Raw genomic sequence first — 26,143 nt, 5'->3', positions numbered from 1 at the left:
TTCTAAGCAGGTAGACATAATTAAATGTAAAATAGAAAAATTTCAAACCCCGATCGCAACTGCCTCTTGCACTTGGGCTAAGCTCAGCGTAAACCTCCTGCCTTATAGTTATTAGTCATTGTCCATTCTTAATTGGTCATTAGTTATTTGCAATGGACAAAGGGCAAAGTGTGAGCGCTAGCTTCTAGTATTGAAAACTTTCTAACAGAGAATAAAGGTAAAATATTATGTATATATAAATACAGTGCTTCTGAAGAAACTTGATGTTAGAATTGAGAGTGTTCTACGTAAATCGTTAGAATAAAATCTCAAACCACAAACATTTTTGTATAAAACAAAACTCCACCAAATTTTATGAGTTGAGGCCAATGTAAGTGGTAGAGAAATATAGAATACAACACATAAATTTTGAAGATTGAACGTTATCGCTTTTTTTCCGTCAGCTGTCGAGTCCACACGTAGCTTATGGCGTATTGGACAAACAGTATTGGGTATTATATTTCGTCATCCCATTACTGGCACTAGTATCATCCCAATTTTACCCGACGGTCGGATCGTACTGATTCGCCGACGCGACAATGGTCTTTGGTCATTGCCTGGAGGTATAGTGGATTGGGGAGAAGATATTCCCAACACAGTCCGCCGGGAATTGATGGAGGAAACTGGATTAGAACTGGTGAAAATTAACCGTTTAGTAGGAGTTTATTCCTCACCAGAGCGCGATCCCAGAATTCATTCAATTTGTGTTGTGGTTGAAGCCGAAGTAAGTGGGACAATGGAAGTTAAAGATGCTTTGGAAGTTATGGAAATCCAAGCTTTTCCTCGAAATTTGCTACCTCCAGGACAAATGTCTCACGACCATACTCAACAGTTGCAAGATTATTTGAATGGCTTGACAACCTTGGCATAATAATATTTTGTTATTAGTTATTTGTCATTGGTCATTAGTCATTAGTCATTTGCAAATAACTAATGACCAATGACCGATGACTATTTATTATGGTGCTAAAGGTTCACTACTAAATTAAAATGGATACACTTTTCCGTAACTCGCGGAGAAAGCTTTCTCAAGGGTTATTATTTTGGCGTGAAGTCGGTGCAGAAATTCCTGTAATTTTTTTACATGGTGCTTGGAATGATAGCAGTGAATGGTTATCTGTGATGGAGTCCCTTGCAGAGAACTTCCATTGCTTTGCACCTGATTTGTTGGGCTTTGGTGAGTCGGAGAATCCTAATATTCATCATTCGATTGATTTACAAGTCGAGTGTTTAGCTGAGTTCTTGCAAGCTGTGAAGCTAGAAAAAGTTTATTTAGTGGGGCATTCTCTTGGGGGTTGGATTGCAGCTAGTTATGCCCTAAAGTATCCAGAGAATGTTGATGGTATGGTACTGTTAGCACCTGAGGGCGTAGAGATAGCAGGGCAAGAAGAGTATTTTCGGAAGATGCGGCGATTATTGAATTATTCACCTTTGGTGGTTAAATTGTTGCGATCGCTAACTCCCTTTACTAAAATCCTGGGTTGGCATGAAAAAATTACACAGGATTTGCAATTACGTCAGGATTTGTTGCGTTACCCCATAGCTTGTCAGTTACTTTTCAAACGCCGACAAGCAGAAATTGAGGCGGAATCACTACAAAAACGCCTTTACACAATTGAAGCCCCAGTTTTGATTTTACAAGGCGGCCAAGATACACCAGATGCTTTAGCCAAAACTCAAGTTTATGCCCAACTAATTCCAAAAGTTGAGTTGAAAATGATTGCCCATGCCGGAAATGACTTACCACAATCTTGTGCTGGGGATATAGCAATGGATATTCGGGAGTTTATTAAAGAAAATTGGGGATTATTTTAACTTACTTTTTATTCGTCTTAACTGCGGTTGCATTTCGTGTTGGCTGTTAACTGTTGACAGTTAACCGTCAGCAGTCAACGAACAAAACCCAACATCTGTTAGCAATCAAAAACATCCAGGAAGGATGCTATCGCTTACTAGGTCTCGCTTAGAGCAATTTTACTATTTCTCGCATTCCCCAAAAAATTAAATTTGGTTCGACAATTAAATGTGTTGCAATATCGGGATATAAAGCTTGCAGATAGTTGATTATTAAAGTGCGATCGCCACCTTTAACTGCAATCTTTCCTTCAGGAAATAAATTCCACCACGCCTGAATAAAATCTTTAATTCCAACTAGAAAAGTGTAAATCACGCCGCTTTGAATTGCCTCTGTTGTATTCAGCGCAAAACGTGATGGTAATGCAAAATCTCGGATTTCTACTAATGGTAATTGTCCTGTTTGTTGACCGAGAGTTGCAAATTGCAAGCCCAATCCCGGCAGAATTGCACCTCCAACCAAACACTGATTAGCATCCGCAGCCGTAAAAGTTAGCGTTGTCCCTGCATCGATCGCTAACATTGGAAAACCCCAAGTTTTTCCCGCACCCCACAAAGCTAAAGCACGATCGACTCCTAATGTGGGATACACTCCTTTGAGAGGAACTTCATTTAAAGTAATAACCCGAACGTTGGGATAACTTTCCCAAATGGCAGTTTGACTGGGAACTACCGAGGCGAGGAGGAGGGGAGGGGGGGATGAGGAGGTGGGGAGATGGGGAGATGGGGGGGATGAATCGCCCGTTTGTTCCTCTGCTTGTTCCCCAGTTGTATTTTGGGTTGGGGAAATTGCCAGTAGTAAATCATCTAATGTTTGAGATTGAGCTAGCTGACAGATGATAGACTCAGGCAAATAGTCAGTATTCCAAGCGCAATCGAGAATTTCGCCCCTAAATAACGCCCAGTGCAACCGAGTATTGCCAATCTCTAAAGCTAGCCAAATATTGTCTGTGTGTCGTGCCAGTTTTTTCAACTCGGCAAATCCTTCTGTACTGGGTTCTCCATCCCTGTGCGGTTCCATCATTTGATTTTTTTTAACATCAATATAAATTTTTTAATAAAAATTTACATATAACACGTGTCACAATAAGACAAGAGGAATAAATACTCAATTTGTCAAGGAGGGGGGTTATGGTAGCGCTCACCGAAAGAACTGAAAAACGGCTCACCATACAGACTGTGGAAATCGCTCAAGATACAACGGCAATTCGGTCATTGGATTGGGATCGCGATCGCTTCGATATTGAGTTCGGTCTGCAAAACGGTACTACATATAACTCGTTTCTGATCCGCGGGGAGCAGACAGCGTTGGTTGATACCTCCCACGAAAAGTTTCGTCAACTATATTTTGATACGCTCACGGGACTAATCAACCCCAAAGAAATTGATTATTTGATTGTCAGCCACACCGAGCCAGATCACAGCGGTTTAGTGAAAGATTTGCTGCAAATGGCTCCGGATATTACTGTTGTCGCCTCTAAAGTAGCAATTCAGTTTTTAGAGGATTTGGTACATCAGCCATTTAAACGGCGGATTGTGAAAAATGGCGATCGCTTAGATTTAGGTAACGGTCATGAATTTGAATTCGTAATTGCACCAAATTTACATTGGCCAGATACAATTTTCAGCTTCGACCACAAAACCCAGATTCTCTTCACCTGCGATGCTTTCGGGATGCACTATTGTTCCGATACCGCCTTCGACGAAGACTTAAAAACTATTGAAGCAGACTTTAAATATTACTACGAATGTTTGATGGGGCCAAACGCTCGGTCAGTACTGTCTGCCCTCAAGCGGATGGGAGAATTAAAAACCATCACCACGATCGCCACTGGTCACGGCCCGTTATTATCTCACAATGTTGACGAACTAGTTGGACGTTACCGCACTTGGAGCCAAACCCAAGCCAAGCCAGAAACAGCCATTGGCATATTTTACGTTTCGGAATACGGTTATGGCGATCGCCTCGCCCAAGCAATCGCCAACGGTATCGCTAAAACCAATGTCGCTGTAGAAATTGTGGACTTGGGGTCTGAAATCGATTTACAAGAACTGCGGGAACTAGTCGGTCGTTGTGCTGGATTAGTTATTGGTTTACCTCCAGCTTCTGGCGCTGCTAACATCCAAGCTGCACTCAGCACAATTTTAGGATCTACCAAAGAAAAGCAAGCCATCGGCGTATTTGAAAGTGGCGGTGGCGATGACGAACCGATAGATCCTTTGCTGAGTAAATTCCGGAATTTGGGTTTGACAACGGTTTTCCCAGCAATTCGGATTAAGGAAACACCCACAGAAAACATCTACAAACTGTGTGAAGAAGCGGGTACAGACTTAGGTCAATGGGTAACGCGCGATCGCAGCATCAAAGCCATGAAATCCCTTGGTGCAGACTTAGATAAAGCACTAGGCAGACTCAGCGGCGGATTATACATCATTACTGCCAAAAAAGGCGATGTTTCCAGCGCCATGTTAGCTTCCTGGGTTGCCCAAGCCAGCTTCAAACCCTTAGGATTTTCCATTGCAGTCGCCAAAGACAGAGCAATTGAATCATTGATGCAAGTAGGCGATCGCTTTGTTCTCAACGTCTTAGAAGAAGGCAATTTCCAACCACTGATGAAGCACTTTTTGAAACGATTCGCCCCTGGTGCCGATCGCTTTCAAGGAGTCAGAACCCAGCCAGCCGAAAATGGTGCCCCCATCCTTACCGACGCCCTCGCCTACATGGAATGCGAAGTCGTCAGCAGAATGGACTGCGGCGACCATTGGGCAGTATACAGCACCGTCTACGCCGGACGAGTTTCTAAGCCAGATGCCCTGACTGCGGTGCATCATCGGAAAGTTGGAAACCACTATTAAAAGTTAGGAGTTAGGAGTTAGGAGTTAAAAGTTAAGAGTTAGGAGTTAGGAGTGAGGAGTTGAAGAAAGTAATTAATTCAAAACTCTGAACTCACGTGGACAGAATATATCTTGTTAAAACCATCCCTACTACTCCTAACTTCAAACTCCTATACAGATGCGATCGATCGTGTTTGAACTCCAAACTCCAAACTCCAAACTCTTAACTCCTAACTCCAAACTCCTCACTCCTAACTCTATTTTTTGTTATGCCAACAAACAAACCCCGTGACGTTCAAGTTTTTCCCATTGCTACAGATACAAAAATATTGCGATCGCGCAGTTGGTCGAGGCTGAGATTTGAAATAGAATATGCCCTAGCTAAGGGGACAACTGCTAATTCTTATTTAATTGAAAGCGATAAAAATGCTCTGATTGACCCTCCTGGGGAAACGTTTACAGAAATTTATTTAGAAGCATTACAGCAGCGGTTTGATGTTACAAAACTAGATTATGTAATTTTGGGACACGTCAACCCTAACCGCGCTGCAACTTTAAAAGCGTTGCTGGAAATTGCCCCCCAAATCACCTTTATTTGCTCGAATCCAGGGGCGATAAATTTACGCGGGGCGCTGGAAAATCCAGATTTGCCAATTCTGGTGATGCGGGGAGAAGAAACTCTCGATTTGGGTAATGGGCATAATTTACAATTTATTCCCACCCCCAACCCCCGCTATGCAGACCACCTTTGCACCTACGATCCGCAAACAGAAATTCTCTACTCAGATAAGTTATTTGGGGCGCATGTTTGCGGAGATCAGGTATTTGATGAAGGCTGGGAAATTTATAACGAAGACCGACGCTATTATTTTGATTGTCTGATGGCTCCCCACGCCCGTCAAGTTGAAACGGCGCTGGAGAAACTTGCAGATTTCCCCGTGCGAATGTACGCTACCGGACATGGAGCTTTGGTGCGCTATGGCTTAATCGAACTTACCAAAGCTTACCGACAATGGAGCCAACAACAAACTGCTGCTGACTTGACAGTAGCGTTGATTTATGCGTCAGCTTATGGAAATACGGCGACTTTAGCCCAGGCGATCGCTCGTGGCATTACCAAAGCTGGCGTCGCGGTAGAATCGATTAACTGCGAATTCACCGACCCAGAAGATATCCGTGCTGCTGTGGAAAAATCTGCTGGCTTTGTCATCGGTTCTCCTACCCTTGGCGGTCATGCGCCGACACCCGTGCAAATAGCTTTAGGAATCGTCCTAGCCGCAGCAACGAATAATAAACTTGCTGGCGTGTTTGGTTCCTTTGGTTGGAGTGGTGAAGCCGTTGATTTAATTGAAGGCAAATTGAAAGACGCTGGTTATCGGTTTGGTTTTGATACTATCCGCGTCAAGTTTAAACCAGACGATCCTACCTTGCAGCTGTGCGAACAAGCCGGTACAGACTTTGCCCAAGCATTGAAGAAAGCGAAAAAAGTGCGAGCGCAAAGTGTTCCGGCCACCAACGTCGAACAAGCAGTTGGGCGAATTGTCGGTTCGCTGTGCGTTCTCACAGCCAAACAAGACGATATCTCCAGCGCCATGTTAGCTTCTTGGGTGTCCCAAGCTAGCTTTAGTCCCCCTGGTTTAACCATCGCTGTCGCCAAAGACCGCGCCGTGGAAAGTTTGACACATTCAGGAAATAAATTTGTCCTGAATATCCTTAAAGAAGGCAATCACTTGGGATTGATGAAACACTTCCTCAAACCCTTTGGCCCCGGACAAGACCGATTTGCCGATGTCGCCGCTGAAGAAGCTGAAAACGGTTCTCCCATCCTGAAGGATGCTTTAGCATATCTCGAATGTTCCGTACAAAACCGCATGGAATCTGGCGACCATTGGCTGGTTTATGCAACCGTCAATAATGGCAAATTGTTAGATAATGATGGCGTCACAGCCGTGCATCATCGCAAATCGGCAACTCATTATTAATTGGGGATGGGGCATAGGGCATAGGGCATTGGGCATTGGGTAAAACAGTTCGGAGTTCCGAGTTTTGAGTTAAGAAGTGAGGTTTCCCACTGCTCCTTATCCCCTTGTCTCCCACTCTTTTACTCCCTCTCCCTAATCGCCAATCCTCTTTCTAAAACTAAAGTTTCGTGTACGGAATGCAGCCTTTCAGATTTGCTCATAAGCAGCCAAAAATCCTCTCTTGAGATACTCGCTTGAGTACAGATGGATCTCAACGTCGAACCTTTAATTTGAGAGTGGTTAGGCATAGTTAGTGGGGTTTTTGCTCCATAACAATATGCTGTCGCTCCCGAATAACAGTAAATCCAAGAAATTCTAATGTCTTAATTACTTTCGCTTTAGGTGCGTCTACTGGAAATTTAACCATTAAATAGGAACCTCAGCTTCCGCCACAAAAGCTTCTAGCACTGGTGAGGCTATCTGTCACCATACAATTTAGTCTTGTAAGGCATTATGAAAGCAGACTATTTAGAAGAATCCCTTCTTTGTGAGTTTGAAGAGCGTTTGCTTCAACCAGATATCCGAAAGTCACCTAAAGATGTCATGGACTTACTTGCTGACGAATTCATTGAATTCGGAAGTTCAGGACGTATTTTTGATAGACAGCAAATTATCAAGAGTTTGGAGAATGAACCCATTGAACCCCTGACTCAAAGATCGATAACAGAATTCAAAACGTTAGTATTAGCAACAGGGATTGTTTTAGTAACTTATCGTGTAGTCAGACATGTATCTGGCGAACAACCTGTTCATTCGCTGCGAAGTTCCATCTGGAAATTGATCGATAATCGATGGAAAATGATCTTTCATCAGGGCACTCTGGTTAGAGAATCATAGGCACCGCATAACAACCCCAATGCACCCAATCGTATAAAGCCGATCTGTGAGTGTTGGAGGTTACTAGCAGTGTGTGATTGCCAAGATTAGCTAGCATTGCTGGTTGGGTGTTTATATCAGGTAAGGAGCAGTTTAATGGATACAGTTGTGCTAAATTTAGAGCCAATTATTCGCCTTACAGATGAGCAGTTTTATCAACTATGCATGGCCAATAAAGATTTAAACTTAGAGCTGGATGCCAAAGGAGAACTGATTATTCTGCCACCAGTAGGCGGAGAAAGTGGAAATCAAGAAGCAGACTTAATTACTGATTTGAATATTTGGAATCGCCAAACAAAATTAGGAATAGTTTTTAGTTCTTCAACTATCTTCAGCTTGCCAAATGGAGCAAAGCGCTCCCCTGATGCAGCATGGGTAGAATTATCACGATGGGAAGCGCTAACTGTTGAGCAACGTCAAAAATTCCCGCCATTGACACCTGACTTTATAATCGAACTGAGATCCCAAAGCGATAGCTTAAAAACTCTGCAAAACAAGATGCAAGAGTATATAGAAAATGGTTTGCGCTTGGGTTGGCTGATTAATCCTCAAGCCAAGCAAGTAGAAATTTACCGACCAGAACACCCTATAGAACTTCTCAAAATGCCAGCACTACTTTCTGGAGAAGAGGTTTTGCCTGGGTTTGAGTTACAAGTTTAATTCTGAGAATTCAGAGGATGTTTTAAAAGTAGTGGCTGAGGTATCCAAATCTTTAGATCCTCCTAAATCCTCCTTAAAAAGGAGGACTTTGAGAAGATTATTCCCGCCTTTTTAAGGGGGGTAGTGGGGGGATCTTGATACAACAGTATGAATTAGAGCGGTTTCCCCGCACAAAGGCGCTCGTTGAGCAGTCCTTACGAGCAGGGAAAATCAGTAAATTGCATCATCCTTTAAGCGTGGCAATACGAAATACATTTATTAAACTTATGGGAGCAACTATAAGTAGTAGTTTTAAGTCACTTCATGCTTACAGAGCTTGAATATTAAGGGATAGGTGAAACTAATGCCTAAATGGCAACATTGCTTCCCTGAGTTTAGCTATTGTCAGTGTTGAGTTTATCTATTGTGGACTCGACACCTAGAGCGATCGCCTAAGTACGTAGTTTTTGTATCTAAGTTTATATTTAGGTTGCAATTTTGTACTGAATTTACCAATTGCACTTTCATCTGCTCAAATATATATAGCTACGAGGAACAAATATGGTATACCTAATAATCCCTGCATACCAAAATCTACGTTAAATAGAGAAGAAATTAAATCTGTAAGCAAGAGGTAGTATAACAGCGCAAAACTACGACAGAGGGTCTGATAGTAGTTAATTTAGCTGCACGTCGTTAATAAAAACGCAATTTGTAGCTTTTCTGTAGTTGACTAGTGGTAGATTTGAGTTATTCTTGGAGCGATCGCTTCGCGTAGGAATCTACCCTGACAGGAGTGTATAAAGACATAAGTTATATTTAACAATTCTGTCCCAGATTTTGAACTTCCAAACTGAATAGTTTGATACGGCGCTCAAAACTCTGATGCTCTACCCTAAACAAGGTAGTCAATTAAAGACTCAATATCATCTATCTTGTAATTGTAATGAATAGTTTACAATACCAGTGGATGGGAAAATCTAAAGAAAATATAAAAGTAACTCAAACGACTGTGGTGTCTGGAGGACAAAGTGTTTCTGAGACTAGCACATCAACATAGACAATTCGTCCAAGACTTGGTAATGAATCTGCAAGCCTTGGCGATTGTACTTGAGCGACGTGGGTATCCTGCGTCCTGTTATACCTGTGGCGACCAGATGAATAGTGCATCATTTATGGTTAGCTTGGGTGATAACCACCTGATTCGGTTTTTAGTATCCGACTACGGGATTACTTGGACGGAAATGCGGGATGACCGCGAATTAATGAAGTTAGAAGGTGCAGAGGCAATTAACCAACTACAAGAGTTGGCTAATCTTGTCAAACAATCTATGCAAATCGATACAGACTCCAAAACTTTAGCCAAGAAGTGTTAAGGTTCCAAAAGTCGATGGTGAATGACAAATCGATCCTCGGTAACTGGTGATTGGTAATAGCGGCTTGCAAGTGCGATCGCTCATTACTCATTCTCCGTTACCCTTCAGTGGTTGGCTGGTGGTGTGCCTGCCGCATCTTTTTTTGTATCTACCAATTCACAAGGAAAATTGAGCTATCAGGTGCTAAAACGCACCACAGTCAGAGGTGGCGTATATGGCTGCCCAATCCTGCAACGCGATCGCTCCTCTTATGGGAAAATCTCATCAAAATGCGATGGTAAAAGGATTTAGTAATGGGATACCCCAGCTATCAAAATCGCGGATGTTGCGCGTTACTAGAGTTAGCTGTTGAATTTGGGCAGTAGCAGCACTTTGGCGTAGTTCTGTAAAAGCATCTGCTAGAGATAGTTTTGCCCTGTTTTGTTGCCAAAACAACAATTCTTCAAAGACTTTAGCCTCTATAACAACTGCCACCAAGCGATCGCGATTATAAATCCGCTGGGGTTCTTGAAGTGCAGCGTTAATCAATTCCGAGAACTTCTGTTTGGCTTGTGCAATTCTCCAATTGATCGCACCACCTCTTATGAAGTTTAATTATGTCTATTATAAACATCAATTATGTCTATAATTTCGGCAACATCAAGCATACAACAGAGTTTAAAATTTAAAATTCTGGAAACAGCTTTGTAGCAAAGGCTTTTAATCTAAAATCTAAAATTAAAGTCCGTTGCCAATCAGAATAAATGGCGCCCAGTAATAGGGATGACTAAAGTTACTAACTCGCCTTGCTGGGGCATTGCCATTTTTTACCGAGTATCCACTAATTAATGAGATTTGAGCTTGTCGTAAGGCTTCGGTTTTAGTCAGTTTCTTAGAAGAGAGAATATTATAAAAAGCGCTCATCAGTGCTTGTGTACCACCATCATCGACAGACCATAACGAGGCGATGGCGGCTCTAGCGCCGGTTTGCTGCATTTGATAGCCAAAGCCCAAAATTTCGTCACCGTTACCTAACTTGCCTCCCAAGCCGGTTTCGCAGGCACTCAACACTACCAAATCTACATTCGGGAGCGACCAAGTAGAGACATTTCTAAAGTTAACGCGATCGCCATTTCCGAATAAAATAAACGAATCTTCTGGTTTACCCACCACAAAGGCTGCATGAGTCGCTAAATGGACAATTGTATAATCATCCATTTGTGGTACGGCAACTGTGGGGGTAAAATCATCATCTAAAAGCTTCTTAGTTTCAGGAACCGCCGCAGCTAAACTTTCCACTTCCCGCGTTGCAAAGGGCAAACCAGCGAAAGCAACCTGCCGATTACCAACTTTGATTTCATAATTACCTTTAGTAAAAGCACCTGCTAAAGCCCGCAAATTTGATTGTTTTGGTGCGTTTAAGTTAGTCAGGCTAGCAGATGTAATGTGATTGACACTAAAGCGCTGCACTAGCCATTGTTTGCCATCATATAAAGCAGTTAAAGGAATGTAACGCAACTGGTCATCTGGAGCGTAAATCAGAGTTTGTGTACCTGAGAGTTGCAAGTCTTTTTCTATTGGTTTAATTAGCCAGTTATACAATTGGCTTGCAGGCGCTTTGACATTTTCACTAGGATTGATTAAAGCTTCCCGGAAGTTCTCAATTGTCTGATGGAGATTTTCGCTTTTCACTGCAACAGTGCGATGAATTGGTGGAGAATCAGGAGTTACTAAGACCAATTCCAAGCTATCTTTTAAAATTAGTGGATAGATTAGTACAGATTTTTGCGGCAATCGCGCTAAATTATCCCGAATTTGATTGAGACTTTCCAAATCCAGATTTTGCCGCCTAGCTGTACGACTAATTTGTTCTATCTGTGCTTTTACTTGAGGACTATCGAGAAACTTGTTAAATTCATCCAACAGTTGCTGCTGGTTTAATACTAACTGTTCGATGCGTTGTTTTTGTTGTGACGATCGCTCTTGGGGAGGAATTTTTCGGAGTTTTGTTAGTTCTTTACCCAGTACAACAGCATTATCTAGGGTTTTATCTAACTTTTGTTTAATTGGTTTTTCTTCTGCTACTATATCAATGCCTTTAGCAGTACGTTGATTACCTGGCACATTTTGGAGATACTCTTCTAGTTCTTCAACTTTGAGTAAATCCATTGTTCTTTGAGCTTCGGGAATCCGTTTTTGCTTGAGTAATCGCTCGCTTAAAATCCGATATGTCTGACTAACAGTAATGCTGTAAGCATTGGGTTGTGGTGCAGCTAGTGTTAATGGATTCAAACGAGCTTTTTCTCGGTTGATGACGCAACCTTTGTAGAAAAGAATTGCTAACTCTGGTTTGTTTTGGATATCAAACAAGTAACCTACATTACTATAGGTTTTGCCAAGTTGAACTAGATCTCCGAGTTCTTTATTAATCGCGATGGCTTGCTGATAAGATTGAAGTGCTTTGGGATACTTTATTTGGCTTTGATATACTCTACCGATGTTATTAAATGTTACAGCTTCCCAAGAGCGATCGCCGTATTCTCTACTGATGGCTAATGCTTTTTCTAATGTTTGCAATGCTTGTTGCGATTGACCTTGCTGAGATTGTTTGATAGCTTCTTCGTTGAGCCTTTCAATTTCTGAGACTTGATTCTTCTGGGGTAAAGCTTGAGCTTTTTCTCCCAAATGCAATCGCAACTTTGTATTTGTACTTACTTGGTTATTTTCTGGGTATGCCATCCCAAAACCTAGTACACTAAGTAGAGTCAAAGTCACAACTCTAACATATCGGAGATTAGGCCGCATAAGAAAACACTCCCTATACTCAGAAGTGTAAATCTTAAATCAACAAGTCATGGAAAGCAATTAATTTTTAAACTATTCTATATTTCGATAATTTATAGCTTTTCAAAATAGATGCCCAGAAACTTGAAAATGTCAGAAGAAAAACTCAACCAACCAAAACTACCACCAACCACTGCCCTTGACATTCCATCAACTCAGGCATTTGAGAACTGGTTTGAATATCCTGTAAGAGTGCAACCACACCACACTGACTATGCAGGTATTGTCTGGCACGGTTCCTATCTGACTTGGATGGAAGAAGCACGGGTTGAATGCTTGCGGTCTATTGGAATTGAATTTGCTGATTTAGTAGCTTTAGGTTGCGATTTACCAGTTGTAGAATTGTCGGTGCGCTATCATCGTTCAATTCCATTAGGTATGCCAGCGATAGTTAAAACCCGCATGGCTGAAGTGACCGGCGTCCGCATCAATTGGGATTATGCTATTGTCTCAACTGACGGACAAGAATTATATGTCACTGCCAAGGTAACCTTAGTAGCTTTAGATCGCGAAAGAGGCAAGATTATGCGTCAGCTACCGCCAAGTGTTAAGGATGCATTGGCTAAGTTTTCAGGATTGAATAATACTTGAGCGAGAAATAAATTCTGAATGCACAATTCAGAATTTATTTTTTACTTGCTGCTTTGGCTCTGCGAGATAGTTTGAGCGAACTGGTTTATATGATGCCAAATGTCTTGTGGAGTAATGCCAAAACCGATGTTTAATAAAACTACGATTGCCGCAAGAGTTAATGCACTACTTACAGTTGCTTTCAGCAACTTCCACAATATTATAAAGACAATCCAAGCTACAATCAACGTAGCAATCATAATAGATAAATTCCTTAATAATACCCTTTATTTGAAAACGTGTTGAATCAGAAAAGGTAAACTTTTATTCCAGTAACAATTACTAATGTTAAAGCTGTTAGGTCTAATTGTGAGTAGATACTAAAGCTAAGATTTGTGTAACTGTACCAATGTCATATTACATGAAAATACGACAAAAATTCAGATAAGAGGCTACTTATTTGGCAATTTGGCAGAATTATTAAAATAAATTTTTCTTGCTTTTAGTGTATTAATAATAACAAGTGTATTAGCCCAGCTTAACGAAGCGATCGTATTTATTAGGCTTGATGGAAAAGTGCGATCGCCTGGGTAATTTTGTCTGTTCTCCAGCCACTCATACAGAGTTATCATATCTAAATAATACTGACAGACTTTGATTTTTGGCTCTTGAGCAGAGAAAATAAATCAGGAGTTGGCTGTAAGAGGCAATGCCGAAAAAAGTAAGAGAGTTGAAAGCGATAGTGTCAAAAGTCGGCTATATCCTTCAACCAGGAAGAGGTAAAGGAAGTCATACATATTGGAAGCATCCGTTATTACCTGAAGAACCTCTAACCATACCGGGTAAAGACGGTGATGACGCTCCGTTATATTTAGAAAAAAATATCCAACGGGTGCTGAAAAAACTGCAAGAAATGGAAAACACGCAAACCGAAGAAAAACAGGAGCCAGAAGAATGAACTATCACTACAGTATGGTAATTCAATGGTCAGAGGAAGATAGACTTTTTTTAGTACACTTACCTGAATTCCCCTGGCAACAATTTCATACGCATGGTAGGACTTATGAAGAAGCAGCCAAAAATGGTCAGCAAGTAATTGAGACTTTTATTGAAATGTTGAAAGAAGAAAACAAACCACTACCAGAACCAAGGATGCTTCCTACAAAACCGTTGCTAGTTGCTTAAGTTAAGTAGGTGTTAATACTAGAAATAATTATCGATCGTGAGTGCGATGTTTGACGACAAGCGACTGTGCGTCTACGCATTGATTGGGGTTTGTGGTATGTTAGCCTTCAGCATTAGACTGAAGGCTAAACAAGAATTGGTCAAAAGCCAGAAAATGAGCCTTTTGGGTATTTGAGTAAAGGCTTTTATCGCAGAGAAATTATCCGCGAGTGAGTTTCTAACTTTTCAGTCGCAATTAAAACTTCTTGTCTTGCCCATTTATCTGCTGCCAAAATGTCATCTAAAGAGGGATTTGCACGGTTATCATTTTGATGGCGATCGCACACCCATTCGATACAACAAGGAATATCTAAAAAGCGAATTTTTTCTTCTAAAAATAAAGCTACAGCTTGTTCATTGGCAGCATTCAATACAGCAGGCATGGAACCGCCAGCTTTACCCACAGCATAAGCCAACTGCATACAAGGATACTTTTGATGGTCTGGTTCGCGGAAAGTTAAATTTCCAGCTTTCACTAAATCTAGGCGTTCCCAATCAGTGTAAATGCGATCCGGCCAAGATAAAGCATACAGCAAGGGTAAGCGCATATCCGGCCAGCCAAGTTGGGCTAAAACTGAGGTATCTTGCAATTCAATGAGTGAGTGAATAATACTTTGGGGATGAATGACAATTTCGATATCGTCATAATCCAAGCCAAACAGGAAGTGAGCCTCAATTACTTCCAGCCCTTTATTCATCAAAGTAGCAGAGTCTACCGTGATTTTCCGCCCCATCGACCAATTCGGATGTTTCAAAGCATCAGCAACAGTTACTTCTGCTAACTTTTCTACATCCCAATCCCGAAAAGCCCCACCCGATGCTGTCAGTAAAATCCGTCGCAAACCGTTTTTCGGCACACCTTGTAGGCACTGAAATATCGCTGAATGTTCGGAATCAGCAGGTAATAATTTTACTCCATGCTTTTGGATTAGGGGTAGAACTACGGGGCCGCCAGCAATCAGAGTTTCCTTGTTTGCCAAGGCAATATCTTTACCGGCTTCTATAGCTGCGATGGTTGGTAGCAAACCAGCACAACCCACGATTCCCGTGACAACCGTTTGGGCTTCACCGTAGCGGGCGACTTCTATCACTCCAGCTTCGCCAGCCAGTAGAATCGGTTGCGGGTCGAGGTCTTTAACGGCTTCTTTGAGTGCTGGTAATCCATCTTCTAAGCAAATTGCTGCTATTTGCGGCCGAAATTGCCGAATTTGAGCAGCCAACATTTCCACATTGCGTCCAGCTGCCAATCCCACAATCCGAAATTGATCTGGGTACTGACTCACAATATCTAAAGTCTGAGTCCCGATAGAACCAGTAGAACCAACAAGAGTAATCGCTTTCACAATTATTTAAGGATTTACAGATAACTCTCAATATAAATTGCTGAGGACTCTTTGATAATAGCGATCGCCATAATCGATACAGTGGTAGGGGAGCAGGGGGCAGGGGGAGCAGGGGAAAAGGTTAAAGGGAAAAGGGAAAAGGAATAAATTTAATCTTTCCCCTTACCCCTTACCCCTTTCCTCTTGTCCTTTTGACCAATGACTAGGGACAAATGACTAAATTTGTATTGATAAATACGATATCTTTAAATATGATTGCTGAGAAATTGACCAAAATAAGCAAAAAATAAAATATTTTCTAGTAATTGGCAATTTGTGGGATTTGTGGATGTCTGTGGTGGAGGATTAAATATGCGAAATCTTACTAATAACTTTAAGCTACCTGTGCTGTATTCGTAGATAAGAGGATGGATAAAGTAGTATTTTAAAATACTCAGGTCTATGGTCAAAGTTCAGATAGCTATAAAAAAAATTTTATGGAAAACTGATTTCCTATATCCCGCAGCAATATGGCTTGCCAGTCGAATATTCATTTGGATAGCTATGTTGCTGGTTGCACCAAGGCTACCGTTACCAGCAGATGCATATGTGCCGCGTTATGGCTGGGAGGTTTTTGATGCATGGGATAGTATGCATTACCGAGCGATCGCAACTTCTGGTTATGAATTTGTCGATGACGGTAACCAACATAATCTAGCCTTTTTTCCCCTGTTTCCCTTAAGTATCTGGTTTTTGATGAGGCTGGGTTTGCCGTTTGAATTAGCGGGCATTTCGATCAACAACCTGACATTTTTCGCAGCCCTTTACTGTTTATATTTTTGGATTAAAGAGCATTATGGCAACAGTGCCGCCCAGTGGGTGAGTGCTGTGTTTTGTTGCTATCCGTCGTCTATGTTTACGGCGGTGATTTATACAGAGGGACTGTATTTGTTTTTGAGTACGGCGGCTTTGCGGGCTTTCGATCGCAAAGAATATCGCTGGACTGCATTTTGGGGCGCAATGGCTACAGCAACACGTCCCACAGGTATGGCACTAATTCCAGCATTAGCGATCGCAGCATGGAAAGAACGCAGACCACCCATTGCTTATATTGCCGCCTTTGCCACCGCTATTGGCGTACTTCTATTCAGTTTGTATTGTGCGATTTATTTTGGTAGCCCTTTAGCTTTTATCCAAGCGCAACGGGGATGGCGGCCTTCCCTGGGATTTGATTGGCAAGGTTGGTTAAACATGCTGATGCAAATTGTAGTTGGCAGCAAGAATTGGGAATTTGGTTGGGTAAAAAACCCATCTGGCGGCATTCAAGACCCTTGGTATCCCTTATTGGTTGCTGTAATTGTTGGCGCTGGCTATCTTTTACGGCGCTTTCAGAAACATTCGATTTCTGGGAAATTAGTTTATGGCTTTTATGCTTTAGTTGTGTTTTTGTTCGTCTTGGCAAGCGAGCAATGGATGAATAACTTGCTCAACCTGTTCATGGTCTTAGGTGGCGGCTTTGTGTTGTGGCACTTACATCGACAACTCACCCCAGTTACAGTAATCTATGGCTTTTGCGGTATTGGTTTACTGCTAGCCTCTGGAGGTACCATTTCCTTAAGCCGTTTAGCATACGGAATTGTACCTTTGAGTGTCGCCATTGGTGTGCTGCTATCTCGCCATCCTCGTCAGGGATACTTTATACTAGGCTTATTTGTGACATTATTAGCCAAAATAGCTGTGGGCTTTGCCCAAGAACATTGGGTTGGGTAAAAGCGATTGGGGGCTAGGGACTGAAAATTGGTTAAGAGCGGAAAAATTTTGTCATTAATTGAATTTAATTTTCCTAATGAATATATCCAATCAGACGAAGATGGCGCTTGCGGCATTACTTTTAGGTGTGGGCGCCCTATCTTTTGGCTCTATTTTTGTGAGATTGAGCGAAGCTGAAATCAGCCCCAATGCCACTGTATTTAATCGCTTGTGGCTTGCTAGTCTTATTTTCGGCTTGTGGAATGGATACAAGGCGATATCTGGGCAATTTTCCCCAGATAAAACTGTAGAACAGCAATCCTACACCAGTCAGGATTTCTCGCTATTGCTAGGCGCTGGTACTTGTTGGGCTGCGACTTTAGTCTTATTGGCTTGGTCGCTGACTCAAACTAGTGTCGCGATCTCTAGTGTTTTACATAATCTTGCCCCCATATTTACTAGTTTGGGGGCGTGGTTGTTATTTCGTCATGGTTTTAAAAGTGAATTTTTGTTGGGGATGGCGATCGCCCTTGGGGGAACGATTACCATTGAATTTGAGGAACTACAAATCGCCACAGATGAAGTTAGGGGAAGCTTTGCAGCCATCGTTTCAGCGATTTTCTTGGGTGCATACCTGTTAATTGTAGAAAGATTACGAACTAAATTTTCTCCGGAGATAATTCAGTTGTGGATCTGCGCGATCGCTGCGGTAGTCATCTTACCCATACTTTTGTTCGCTCAAGATCGAATTTTTCCCTGTTCAGTCAATGGGTGGCTTTGGGTTATTTGTCAAGCCGCCATCTGCCAAGTTCTAGGCCACGGGCTTTTGACCTATAGCCTTGCTAAGTTTTCTTCTGTGGTTGTCTCATTGGTGCATCTGTTAGAGCCAGTATTTAGTGCGATTTTTGCTTTCTTCATATTTTCGGAAGAATTAAGTTTTTTTAATTTGATGGGTTTCGCTGTGGTTTTAATCGGTCTATACTTAGCCATATCTAGCCAAGTTGCAGCTAAACCACGTTTCCAGGAATCAGTCAATACTATTTTTGTTAAAGCTTTGCTAAAAATATGACGATAAAACAGGCATTCCTACAACCAAAGTTGTCCTTTACACCAGCTTTAGTAGGAACTTTGTCATTATTTTTTGCCCTTATTCCCATATCTTTGGCGCCATCTCTAACCAAATTATGTCAACTAGAAATTGGCGCAAATGCTGTAGTATTTCATCGCAGTTGGATTGCTACAATCGTCTTTGCTGTGTGGAATGGACTTGAGGCTTTCCGCTACCAACAGTCCGACGATCGAGCGATCGAACACAAGCCTTTAACCAGACAAGAAATTTGCCTATTGTTAGCAATGGGAACTGCTGCTGCAACCTACCTGTTGTTGTGGGCTTGGTCGCTGAGTCAAACTAACGTTGCCAATGTGGCTTTGCTGTCTAATTTGAATTCCTTGTTCGTTGCTTTGGCTGGGTATCTGTTATTCGGTCGCCGCTTCGATTATAGATTCGTTGTTGGTTTGGCGATCGCCTTGCTGGGAGCGATCGCATTTGAAATCAATAAAGTGCAATTTGCCACTGACCAAATAATTGGTGATGCCTTAGCATTTTTGACTGCGATTTTCATGGCAACGTGCATGTTGCTCATAGAACGACTCCACTCTCGATTTAGCACCCAAACTATAATGCTATGGCGCTGTGGAATCACAACAATGTTTCTATTACCAGTCCTTCCCTTCCTCGAAGATAGATTACTGCCCTACTCCTCGATGGGTTGGTTTTTCATTATTTTTCAGGCCCTTTTCTGCCAAGTATTAGGTCAGGGACTTTTAGCTTATAGTCTTAGCAGAATCTCTTCAGGAGTCGTCGCCGTTACCCTTCTAGCCGAACCAGTATTAGCTTCGATTTTTGCTTGGTTGATTTTTTCAGAAGAAGTGGGTTTATTTGACTGGATAACTTTTGCTGTAGTTTTAGTAGGTATTTATCTAGTCCAATCTAGTAAATCTGTTGTGAAAGCAACTGATGAAAAATCCTAGCCGGACGACAAAATTAAGTAAGATCGTTAATTGTTACTAAACCACCCTCGATAAACTCTATAACAATTTCATGCCCATCGAGTAAAGCAGTTCCTAGTAAAGGTCGCTTTCCTGTCGCAAGTACATTAACTACCTTTTCTTCTGCATTCCAAATAATAGTAGCTTGATGTACTGGTAAAATTACATTGCTATTGTCAGCTAAATTTGCATAAATATCATACACAAAAGGAAAACCTAACACAGCCACTGCTGGTGGGGTAGGGCAAGGAAATCTGTAAAACCTGTATCAATAACAAATTCAATAGTGAAATCTGGTTGATTTTGTAACCTAAATATTATGTTTGCGGTTGCCCGTCCGTTTTTGACAATACCAGAAATCACCGTTAGTCGCGCTCCATTTCACCACTGAAGGAAGCAGCGACTTTGTAACCAATGCGAATGCCAAAAAGTCTAGCAAATGGGTGTTTGTTACGTAAATATCGCGCTGATTCTATACCTGTTTTATCAACTGCGTATTCACCTGTTTCTATATCAATAATTACCATATTACCGATATTTTCTTGTATTTCTACTTCTTGACGAATACTCTTTTCGTATATTTCTCTGCCACGTTGTGCAACTTCTTCTCGACTCAAAAGTATGCCTTGCACATCTTTATCTCCTTGTCGCTATTATGTATCGATCTTACTACTAAACTCTTGGCGATCGCTCAAAATGCCGACTTCAATCATCCGGTGATATTCTTCAACTGTCCACTTCGCAATAATCAAACTCATAACGATTGATTTTTCCCAAGAATTATTGATATTTTCCCATTTTAATTAGACCAGCAACACTATGCTAAAAAGTTTGATTTTACTGAGGAAGATTTTATATCTAACCTTTGGATTCGCTTTTTAAAAGCACGTTGAAATGAAGAACTGAAACTTACTTTTATCATCAGTCTTCTATCAGTTGTTTGAGTTCATCAATATTTGAGGAAAACTTTAGTTCCCTATTTTGCTGTTCTACTTACGCTGTACGAAAATTTTGATAAATCTCCTGACGCCTTTCTCCACGTAGATATTGCTGCAATAAAAGTTGAATTTCTAACTTCTCTTCGCTGGAAAGGCTTTTAATTGCTTCAACTACTTTGCTGAAGGTCATAACTTGGAATACCTTTTAGTACTTATGCAATCAATCTAACATAGTAATAATTCTTAACTATTAATAATTTGTTCAACTGCAACAGAAACATCTGGAAATGCAAGGGGTTGAATTATTCCCTCAGTTAATGTCAGTTTTGTTGCGTAATCTCCGTCTAAAATTTCTCGAAACGCTACTAAATTTAGCTTTTTGAGATTGACAACCCAATATTCTAAAATACCTGCTTGGGCATAGATTTTAGTTTTGATTTCTAAATCTTTTTCTAAACTGGAATTAGCATATTCAATCAACCAGAAAATATTTTCTGGATAGGGATGATGTTCTCGATACTCGCGTCCTAAAGGCTGAACAACAGCAATATCTGGTTCTGGTTCTGAATCGTTAGGCAAGGTAATTGGTTTAGCTTGACGAACTTTAGCGCGATCGCCCAATAATTTTGCTAAATATTCACCAGCTTCACTACTGGAATAAGCGTGTGGTTGTCCTTCTGGGGACATTTCGACAATTTCTCCTTTGAGTAGTTCAACTTGGCGATCGCTCAAAATCCCAGCCTCAATCATGCGGTGATATTCTGCGATCGTCCACTTGGCAATAATTAAACTCATAACGATTAATTCCTCCTAATAATTCTTTATATTTTCCTATTTTAAAAGCAGTTCGCATCCGACTCAGAAGACGCGCCAAAAAGCATGTGATAGAACTGATACACAGGCTAAAACCATAGTTGAATATGTAATTATGTTAAGAGTAATTTTGTTGACATTGGCGCACATAGGCATGGCTAATTTTGTTATTCCTTTGACTATCTATACTCCCATTCAAATAATTGCTAGCACTGCTAATTATCAAATTTCTCAGAATCAATCAACACAAATAACTATTGAACGTCTAGGAATAGGTGGTGTAAAACTTTCTATGACAGAGGCACAAGTCAGAAAAGTTTTAGGTAAACCTGTAAAAGTAAAAAATGACTTCATGCCTGCTATTGGTAAAGTTCATACTCTTCAATATTCAAGTATTACAGTTGATTTAGCTGAAGATGCTCAACCAGGTAAATTTACTGTTTATCAAATCAAAACAACTAGTTCTAAATATTCCACCATAGATAAAGTAAAAGTCAGCGATCCACAATCGAAAGTTATTAAAACTTATGGAAAAACTCAAATAACCCAAGAGGGAAAACTCACCTATTTAAATTACATAGTTGAAGAACCAAGCCCTGGAGGTTTAAATTTTACCTTTGAAAAAGGAAAAGTAACAGAAATTTTTTGCTTTTATCTCATGAATTAAAAACTTGTTAACAAAAAACACCAATGCAGATACAACCACCCCGCTTTTTCTGGAAAAATCTAAAAATTCAAGGCAAACCCCCCCAGCCAAGATATGGGCATTCAGCTATTTTGTATCAAAACTCCATGATTGTTTTTGCTGGAGAAAACAATGATACATTTGAAACTCTAAACGATATACATTTGCTAGATTTGGAATCTTGGACTTGGATACAACCTCAAGTTTCCGGTGAAATTCCTACTAAAAGGAGTTTTCATAGTGCTGTTTTAGCTGAAGATAAAATGCTAGTTTGGGGAGGATACCAACAGGCAAAAGATGGCGGATATATTTTTAGTGATGTTGATGTTCATATCCTCAATCTCAAAACTTGGCACTGGTCGCGAATTACACCTAATGGAACACCACCATCACCTCGTTCTCATCATAGTGCAGCGTTGTTTAAAAATAAATTATTAATTGATGGTGGTTCTTATGATATCTACACAGCACTAGCTGATTTGCATCTGCTCGATATCACAAATATGTGCTGGATAAATATCCAAGTTAAAAACTGTTATTACTCTGCTTTAGCTGGGTTAATAATTAGAGGCAATACATTAGTCAAATTTTTGGGTGATGCTGCTTACGGAGGATTTTGCCCAAATATTTTAACTTTAGAATTGGTAGATTTTGATTCCCAAAATCTACCACAGCTTGAGTGGCAAAAAGCAGAATTTAAAAGCATAGAAAACTATAGTTATCAAATACCCTTGCCTGATAATGATGAAGAAGATTATAAAGACTATGATGATATGGATGAAAAAGATGGAATTCCATATCGAACAATTCATGGCTATGGAAAATTTGGAAATAACCTAGCGTTGTTTGCTGGTATGGCTCCGGGTAATGGTGTTAGCCATGTGACGATTGGAGATTTAGTTTTATTGAATATGCCTGGTATTGAAGAAGCTAGTTGTGGAACTTATGCAGGGATTATTCCAGAAGTAGAAGGAAAATTTCCTCCTCCGAGATTTGGTCATTCAACTATAAAGTTCAATTCGCAAATGATTATCTATGGTGGCTTATGGATTGACACTGAAGCTGGCAATCATAGCTACGATAATCAAGTGTATATTCTGGAAACTGATGAATTTATCGCTAAATATTAGCGCAATAAAGCTGATAATGGGTAGGGGCGATCGCACCACCACCAAAGCCGATGCCTAATATTTGGATTTTGTTTTCTAGGGAGCGATCGCTAATTCAATATTCTCGGCTCTGTTTCCTAATATTGTGTTACTGTAAGCATTCCCCAGATTATTTTGCGTCATTGCCCAATCTACAGGAAAGGCGCTCTTGGTTGTAACTTCGAGTGCTTGATTATAAGCAGCGATCGCTTTACTCAACGTCAAGTTTGTGTATTTGACAACTTCGAGAATATTTCAACTGACTGGGTTGGGTTAAAATCTATTGTTCGAGTTGAACGAGTTGGGACTCGTGCTGGCAAACCCGATGGCCAAACCGCCTACTACATTAGTTCGCTCGCTCTTCCCGCATCGGATTTTGCCTGTGGTATTCGCGGTCACTGGGGTATTGAAAATCGTCTTCATTGGATTAAGGATGTTGTTATTGATGAAAATTCTTCCCAAACGATCGATCGCTATCCTGCTGCTAACTTCTCGATTATTCGTAGTTTTGTCATTAACCTCCTGCGTCACAATGCTTTTGATTCCCTAACCAGAGCAATACGACATTGCGCCCATGATATTAAATTACTTTTTTCCTTTTTAGAATGAAACAGTCCTGCTTTAGAAAGAGGGGTTAGGGGGGATCGGGGTTTGAGACTTCAGTGCGTAAGTCCCAATTATTTTAAGACTGGCGTTTGTATCGTCCAATTAATTCTGCTGTTGCCAAAACATGACTTTCCATTGCTACTAAAATTTGGTTCTTTGTAGCCCCTGCTGGCAAACCCAAACTTTTATCTAAAGCGTAAAGTTTAAAAAAGTAGTGATGGATACCACTTGGCGGACAAGGGCCACCGTAACCAAAGTTGCCAAAATCATTTTTGCCCTGTATTCCACCATTGGGTAGAGTTTTTACAGTTGGAGTATGCTCTGGTAGTTGGCGAATTGTATTTGGAATATCATAAACAACCCAATGAACAAATGTTCGTCCAGGTGCATCAGGATCGTCAACAACCAATGCTATGCTTTGCGTTCCTATTGGAATTTCTTCCCAGAGAAGGGGCGGGGAAATATCTTGCCCATCGCAGGTATATTTAACAGGAATTAATTCATTAGGGTTAAAAACACCACTTTCCAATTTCATAGTTTTTACTTCCTTTCTTGATTGATTACTATTGCTGGAGTTGATGAGTGTGTTAACGTTATCGTCATAGCTACAACTAAATAATAATCCTATTAACAAAAATATAACAATAGTTTTAAATATAGAACATTGGATTTGTTTCATTATCAAATACACTCTTTTTAGGAGTTTTTTATTAAAAATGTCAAAAATTTATCGATAAAAAATGGACGCTATCTAACTGTATATTAGATATAAATTTTAATATTAACTAATAACTTTAGTTGTACGCCAAAAGTTGAATAAAAGTTTTATTTTTTTCTTTCCCAAGGTTCATGAAGATAGCTGATTTCAGTAGCTAAATTGAGAAGGCCAATAATTGATGTAATGAAAAACGGGTTTAAGGCTTTGATTGGCTGAAAAAACAAAAGCTTTAATTAGTTACAAGGAGTATTATCATGTCAGATACAAGCAAACGCGGTTTTGCGTCGATGGATGAAGATAAGCAACGCGAAATAGCGAGCAAAGGCGGACAAGCTGCTCATGAGAAGGGTACTGCCCATGAATTTACATCTGAAGAAGCTCGTGAAGCTGGACACAAAGGTGGTGAAGCTGTAAGCCAGGATAGAGAACACATGGCTGAAATCGGCCGTGAAGGTGGCAAGAGTTCCCACAAAGGCAGCCGTAATCAAGATAAAGAGGATACCGATACTGAAGAAAAGGGAACCCAAGGAGGTACATCAGAACAACATGCTAAGGCAGGGCGGCAAAGCCACAAGAATAAGAAATAGATTCATCGTCAATTAGTCTGTTGGTTTTTATTTATTAATATCCCACTTTTAAGAAACGTTTCTGTTTTTTAAAAGTGGGATATTGCGTCTAGTTATACCAATTTTAAAAAGAATGAGACAAATAAACTTTGGTAGGGGCGCACAGCTAACTGTGCACCCTTACTTTGGTGGAATATGCAAATGCAAATTGCTATAAATTTTATTACCACTTCAAAAATGAAGCTTCAATTCCTTGTTCGCGTCGAATTTTGCCATCTTTTTCAAACCAAGCAATTAGTTGTTCGGATGTCAAATCTTCAATAGCAACACCGTATTCTTGAGCTATATATTTTAAAAGTTTCAGCGATGAAAGTGTCAATCTTGTTAAAAATTTTTCTGGAGAAGACAACAAAGCCGCATCTACTTGTGCTGACTCTTCCAATGTTAAAAACTGCGTTGACGGTTGCTGTGGTGCTACATCCATAAAATGCTATTTCAAATTTATTTTATTGGGCATGGGGCATGGGGCATCGGGCATTGGAGATTAGTTTTCACTAATGACTAATGACCAATGACTAATGACTAATTACAAGCTTGTACTAAATAACCACAACGGTGTTCGCCGTTGATAATCCAGTGGGTGCGTTCTACAGTACAGTCTGGTAAGACAGCGGCAAACATTTGTAATTCATGGCCGCAAATGGTGGGAAAAGATTCAGCAACGTTGGAAATGGCGCAGTTATGCTCTAAAAAAATGAAACTTTCGCCTCTAGAAGAGTCAGGCACATCAACGGAGTGATACTCGGCCATGAAGCCTTCAGCTTTTCTCAACTCTACTAGGCTGGCTACACGTTCTCGCAGCGAACCGTTACCCACGCGATCGCGGTATTCTTGTGCTTTACGCTCCCACTGCTTTTGTAAAATCGATTTAAATTGGTCGTATCCTACGGTTTCAGCTAAGGTATCGAGCAGCGAAACCGCAAAATTGCCGCTAGCATCACCAAATTTATCGCTCATTGTTCGATGCAAGCGATCGCGTCCTTGACGACTCAGTTGATAAACGTGCTGCGGACGCCCCATTCCAGCTTGTTCTGATATCGAAAACAAAACTAACTCCTCCGTCTCCAAATCTTTGAGATGACGGCGAATCGCTTGCTTGCTAACCTCTAAAACTTCAGCTAGCTCAATAGCCGTTGCTTTTTCGTGCTTGTGGAGGTACTCTAGGATTTCTTGCTTGGTTGAGGACTGGTTGATAGTCGCCATCTTCTGGTGTGAGACGCTGCGGGAACGTC

Annotated in this window: 29 protein-coding genes; 17 read left to right on the top strand and 12 right to left on the bottom strand. The window is 40.8% G+C overall.

Translation table 11 applies throughout. From position 1 onward, the window contains the following. The first annotated feature begins 415 nt into the window (after positions 1–415). Both NSTC745_RS11270 and NSTC745_RS11265 read left to right on the top strand, forming a co-directional pair. Positions 416–910, top strand: coding sequence for an NUDIX hydrolase (locus NSTC745_RS11270; RefSeq protein WP_445637210.1), 495 nt, complete (start codon positions 416–418; stop codon positions 908–910). Between the two features lie 119 nt (positions 911–1,029). Then, on the top strand, positions 1,030–1,854 hold the full coding sequence (locus NSTC745_RS11265) for an alpha/beta fold hydrolase (protein WP_445637209.1): 825 nt from the start codon (positions 1,030–1,032) through the stop codon (positions 1,852–1,854). A 148-nt stretch (positions 1,855–2,002) separates the two neighbouring features. On the opposite strand, the gene NSTC745_RS11260 is transcribed toward NSTC745_RS11265, so the two are convergent. Next, positions 2,003–2,914: a pantothenate kinase gene (locus tag NSTC745_RS11260; protein WP_445638579.1), complete on the bottom strand. Its 912-nt coding sequence runs from the start codon at positions 2,912–2,914 to the stop codon at positions 2,003–2,005. A gap of 110 nt (positions 2,915–3,024) precedes the next feature. On the opposite strand from NSTC745_RS11260, the gene NSTC745_RS11255 reads away from it, so the two are divergent. The 5 genes from NSTC745_RS11255 (at position 3,025) to NSTC745_RS11235 (ending at position 9,640) form a co-directional block, all read left to right on the top strand. Next, complete coding sequence (locus NSTC745_RS11255) at positions 3,025–4,749, top strand: diflavin flavoprotein (RefSeq protein WP_445637208.1); 1,725 nt, start codon at positions 3,025–3,027, stop codon at positions 4,747–4,749. Between the two features lie 248 nt (positions 4,750–4,997). Further along, positions 4,998–6,710 carry a diflavin flavoprotein gene (locus NSTC745_RS11250; RefSeq protein ID WP_445637207.1) on the top strand — a complete coding sequence of 571 codons (1,713 nt, stop codon included), beginning with the start codon at positions 4,998–5,000 and terminating at the stop codon, positions 6,708–6,710. 492 nt (positions 6,711–7,202) lie between these two features. Then, positions 7,203–7,586: a nuclear transport factor 2 family protein gene (locus NSTC745_RS11245; protein WP_445637206.1), complete on the top strand. Its 384-nt coding sequence runs from the start codon at positions 7,203–7,205 to the stop codon at positions 7,584–7,586. Positions 7,587–7,721: 135 nt separating this feature from the next. Next, the gene (locus NSTC745_RS11240) at positions 7,722–8,285 is read left to right on the top strand and encodes a Uma2 family endonuclease (RefSeq protein ID WP_445637205.1); all 564 of its coding nucleotides are present in this window, start codon (positions 7,722–7,724) and stop codon (positions 8,283–8,285) included. Between the two features lie 1,010 nt (positions 8,286–9,295). Then, positions 9,296–9,640: a DUF1815 family protein gene (locus NSTC745_RS11235; RefSeq protein ID WP_096541181.1), complete on the top strand. Its 345-nt coding sequence runs from the start codon at positions 9,296–9,298 to the stop codon at positions 9,638–9,640. Positions 9,641–9,904: 264 nt separating this feature from the next. Here the strand turns inward: NSTC745_RS11235 and NSTC745_RS11230 are convergent, their stop codons facing one another. Both NSTC745_RS11230 and NSTC745_RS11225 read right to left on the bottom strand, forming a co-directional pair. Continuing rightward, positions 9,905–10,168: a hypothetical protein gene (locus tag NSTC745_RS11230; protein ID WP_445637204.1), complete on the bottom strand. Its 264-nt coding sequence runs from the start codon at positions 10,166–10,168 to the stop codon at positions 9,905–9,907. 189 nt (positions 10,169–10,357) lie between these two features. After that, positions 10,358–12,424, bottom strand: coding sequence for a CHAT domain-containing protein (locus NSTC745_RS11225; protein ID WP_445637203.1), 2,067 nt, complete (start codon positions 12,422–12,424; stop codon positions 10,358–10,360). A 129-nt stretch (positions 12,425–12,553) separates the two neighbouring features. Here NSTC745_RS11225 and NSTC745_RS11220 point away from each other — a divergent pair, with 129 nt between their 5' ends. Next, positions 12,554–13,054 carry an acyl-CoA thioesterase gene (locus tag NSTC745_RS11220; RefSeq protein ID WP_445637202.1) on the top strand — a complete coding sequence of 167 codons (501 nt, stop codon included), beginning with the start codon at positions 12,554–12,556 and terminating at the stop codon, positions 13,052–13,054. A gap of 41 nt (positions 13,055–13,095) precedes the next feature. Here NSTC745_RS11220 and NSTC745_RS11215 read toward each other — a convergent pair whose 3' ends face one another. After that, positions 13,096–13,293, bottom strand: a complete 198-nt coding sequence (locus NSTC745_RS11215; RefSeq protein ID WP_445637201.1) for a hypothetical protein — start codon at positions 13,291–13,293, stop codon at positions 13,096–13,098. Positions 13,294–13,742: 449 nt separating this feature from the next. On the opposite strand from NSTC745_RS11215, the gene NSTC745_RS11210 reads away from it, so the two are divergent. Continuing rightward, entirely contained in the window at positions 13,743–13,991 is a 249-nt protein-coding gene (locus tag NSTC745_RS11210; RefSeq protein WP_322702727.1) for a type II toxin-antitoxin system HicA family toxin, read from the top strand. Continuing rightward, on the top strand, positions 13,988–14,218 hold the full coding sequence (locus NSTC745_RS11205) for a type II toxin-antitoxin system HicB family antitoxin (RefSeq protein WP_445637200.1): 231 nt from the start codon (positions 13,988–13,990) through the stop codon (positions 14,216–14,218). Before NSTC745_RS11210 ends, NSTC745_RS11205 begins: the two co-directional genes overlap by 4 nt. A gap of 185 nt (positions 14,219–14,403) precedes the next feature. On the opposite strand, the gene dxr is transcribed toward NSTC745_RS11205, so the two are convergent. After that, on the bottom strand, positions 14,404–15,600 hold the full coding sequence (gene dxr, locus NSTC745_RS11200; protein WP_445637199.1) for a 1-deoxy-D-xylulose-5-phosphate reductoisomerase: 1,197 nt from the start codon (positions 15,598–15,600) through the stop codon (positions 14,404–14,406). Positions 15,601–16,041: 441 nt separating this feature from the next. Between dxr and NSTC745_RS11195 the strand changes: the two genes are divergently transcribed. From NSTC745_RS11195 to NSTC745_RS11185, 3 genes are all read left to right on the top strand, one after another. Beyond that, the gene (locus tag NSTC745_RS11195) at positions 16,042–17,349 is read left to right on the top strand and encodes a mannosyltransferase family protein (protein ID WP_445637198.1); all 1,308 of its coding nucleotides are present in this window, start codon (positions 16,042–16,044) and stop codon (positions 17,347–17,349) included. A gap of 76 nt (positions 17,350–17,425) precedes the next feature. Next, on the top strand, positions 17,426–18,397 hold the full coding sequence (locus NSTC745_RS11190; protein ID WP_445637197.1) for a DMT family transporter: 972 nt from the start codon (positions 17,426–17,428) through the stop codon (positions 18,395–18,397). Next, complete coding sequence (locus NSTC745_RS11185; protein ID WP_445637196.1) at positions 18,394–19,359, top strand: DMT family transporter; 966 nt, start codon at positions 18,394–18,396, stop codon at positions 19,357–19,359. Before NSTC745_RS11190 ends, NSTC745_RS11185 begins: the two co-directional genes overlap by 4 nt. A gap of 13 nt (positions 19,360–19,372) precedes the next feature. Here NSTC745_RS11185 and NSTC745_RS11180 read toward each other — a convergent pair whose 3' ends face one another. The 4 genes from NSTC745_RS11180 to NSTC745_RS11165 all read right to left on the bottom strand — a co-directional run bounded on the left by NSTC745_RS11180 (position 19,373) and on the right by NSTC745_RS11165 (position 21,110). After that, positions 19,373–19,606, bottom strand: coding sequence for a hypothetical protein (locus NSTC745_RS11180; RefSeq protein ID WP_445637195.1), 234 nt, complete (start codon positions 19,604–19,606; stop codon positions 19,373–19,375). A gap of 136 nt (positions 19,607–19,742) precedes the next feature. Next, positions 19,743–20,009, bottom strand: coding sequence for a hypothetical protein (locus tag NSTC745_RS11175; RefSeq protein ID WP_445637194.1), 267 nt, complete (start codon positions 20,007–20,009; stop codon positions 19,743–19,745). Positions 20,010–20,370: 361 nt separating this feature from the next. Further along, entirely contained in the window at positions 20,371–20,505 is a 135-nt protein-coding gene (locus NSTC745_RS11170; RefSeq protein WP_445637193.1) for a hypothetical protein, read from the bottom strand. Between the two features lie 53 nt (positions 20,506–20,558). Beyond that, positions 20,559–21,110, bottom strand: a complete 552-nt coding sequence (locus NSTC745_RS11165; RefSeq protein WP_445637192.1) for a Uma2 family endonuclease — start codon at positions 21,108–21,110, stop codon at positions 20,559–20,561. A gap of 172 nt (positions 21,111–21,282) precedes the next feature. Between NSTC745_RS11165 and NSTC745_RS11160 the strand changes: the two genes are divergently transcribed. The 3 genes from NSTC745_RS11160 (at position 21,283) to NSTC745_RS11150 (ending at position 23,570) form a co-directional block, all read left to right on the top strand. Then, positions 21,283–21,795, top strand: coding sequence for a hypothetical protein (locus NSTC745_RS11160; protein WP_445637191.1), 513 nt, complete (start codon positions 21,283–21,285; stop codon positions 21,793–21,795). A 23-nt stretch (positions 21,796–21,818) separates the two neighbouring features. Continuing rightward, the gene (locus tag NSTC745_RS11155; protein ID WP_445637190.1) at positions 21,819–22,943 is read left to right on the top strand and encodes a Kelch repeat-containing protein; all 1,125 of its coding nucleotides are present in this window, start codon (positions 21,819–21,821) and stop codon (positions 22,941–22,943) included. Positions 22,944–23,096: 153 nt separating this feature from the next. Beyond that, positions 23,097–23,570 carry an ISAs1 family transposase gene (locus NSTC745_RS11150; protein ID WP_445637189.1) on the top strand — a complete coding sequence of 158 codons (474 nt, stop codon included), beginning with the start codon at positions 23,097–23,099 and terminating at the stop codon, positions 23,568–23,570. Between the two features lie 73 nt (positions 23,571–23,643). Here the strand turns inward: NSTC745_RS11150 and NSTC745_RS11145 are convergent, their stop codons facing one another. Beyond that, positions 23,644–24,102 (bottom strand): YbhB/YbcL family Raf kinase inhibitor-like protein, encoded by a 459-nt coding sequence (locus tag NSTC745_RS11145; RefSeq protein WP_445637188.1) that lies wholly within the window; start codon positions 24,100–24,102, stop codon positions 23,644–23,646. Between the two features lie 437 nt (positions 24,103–24,539). Here NSTC745_RS11145 and NSTC745_RS11140 point away from each other — a divergent pair, with 437 nt between their 5' ends. Further along, positions 24,540–24,872: a KGG domain-containing protein gene (locus NSTC745_RS11140; RefSeq protein ID WP_445637187.1), complete on the top strand. Its 333-nt coding sequence runs from the start codon at positions 24,540–24,542 to the stop codon at positions 24,870–24,872. A 202-nt stretch (positions 24,873–25,074) separates the two neighbouring features. On the opposite strand, the gene NSTC745_RS11135 is transcribed toward NSTC745_RS11140, so the two are convergent. Next, positions 25,075–25,335 carry a hypothetical protein gene (locus tag NSTC745_RS11135; protein ID WP_445637186.1) on the bottom strand — a complete coding sequence of 87 codons (261 nt, stop codon included), beginning with the start codon at positions 25,333–25,335 and terminating at the stop codon, positions 25,075–25,077. Positions 25,336–25,433: 98 nt separating this feature from the next. Next, complete coding sequence (gene sufR / locus NSTC745_RS11130; RefSeq protein ID WP_445637185.1) at positions 25,434–26,114, bottom strand: iron-sulfur cluster biosynthesis transcriptional regulator SufR; 681 nt, start codon at positions 26,112–26,114, stop codon at positions 25,434–25,436. Positions 26,115–26,143: the final 29 nt, after the last annotated feature.

The organism is Nostoc sp. DSM 114161 (genome assembly GCF_052692665.1).
This window is presented reverse-complemented; position numbering and strand designations above follow the sequence as displayed.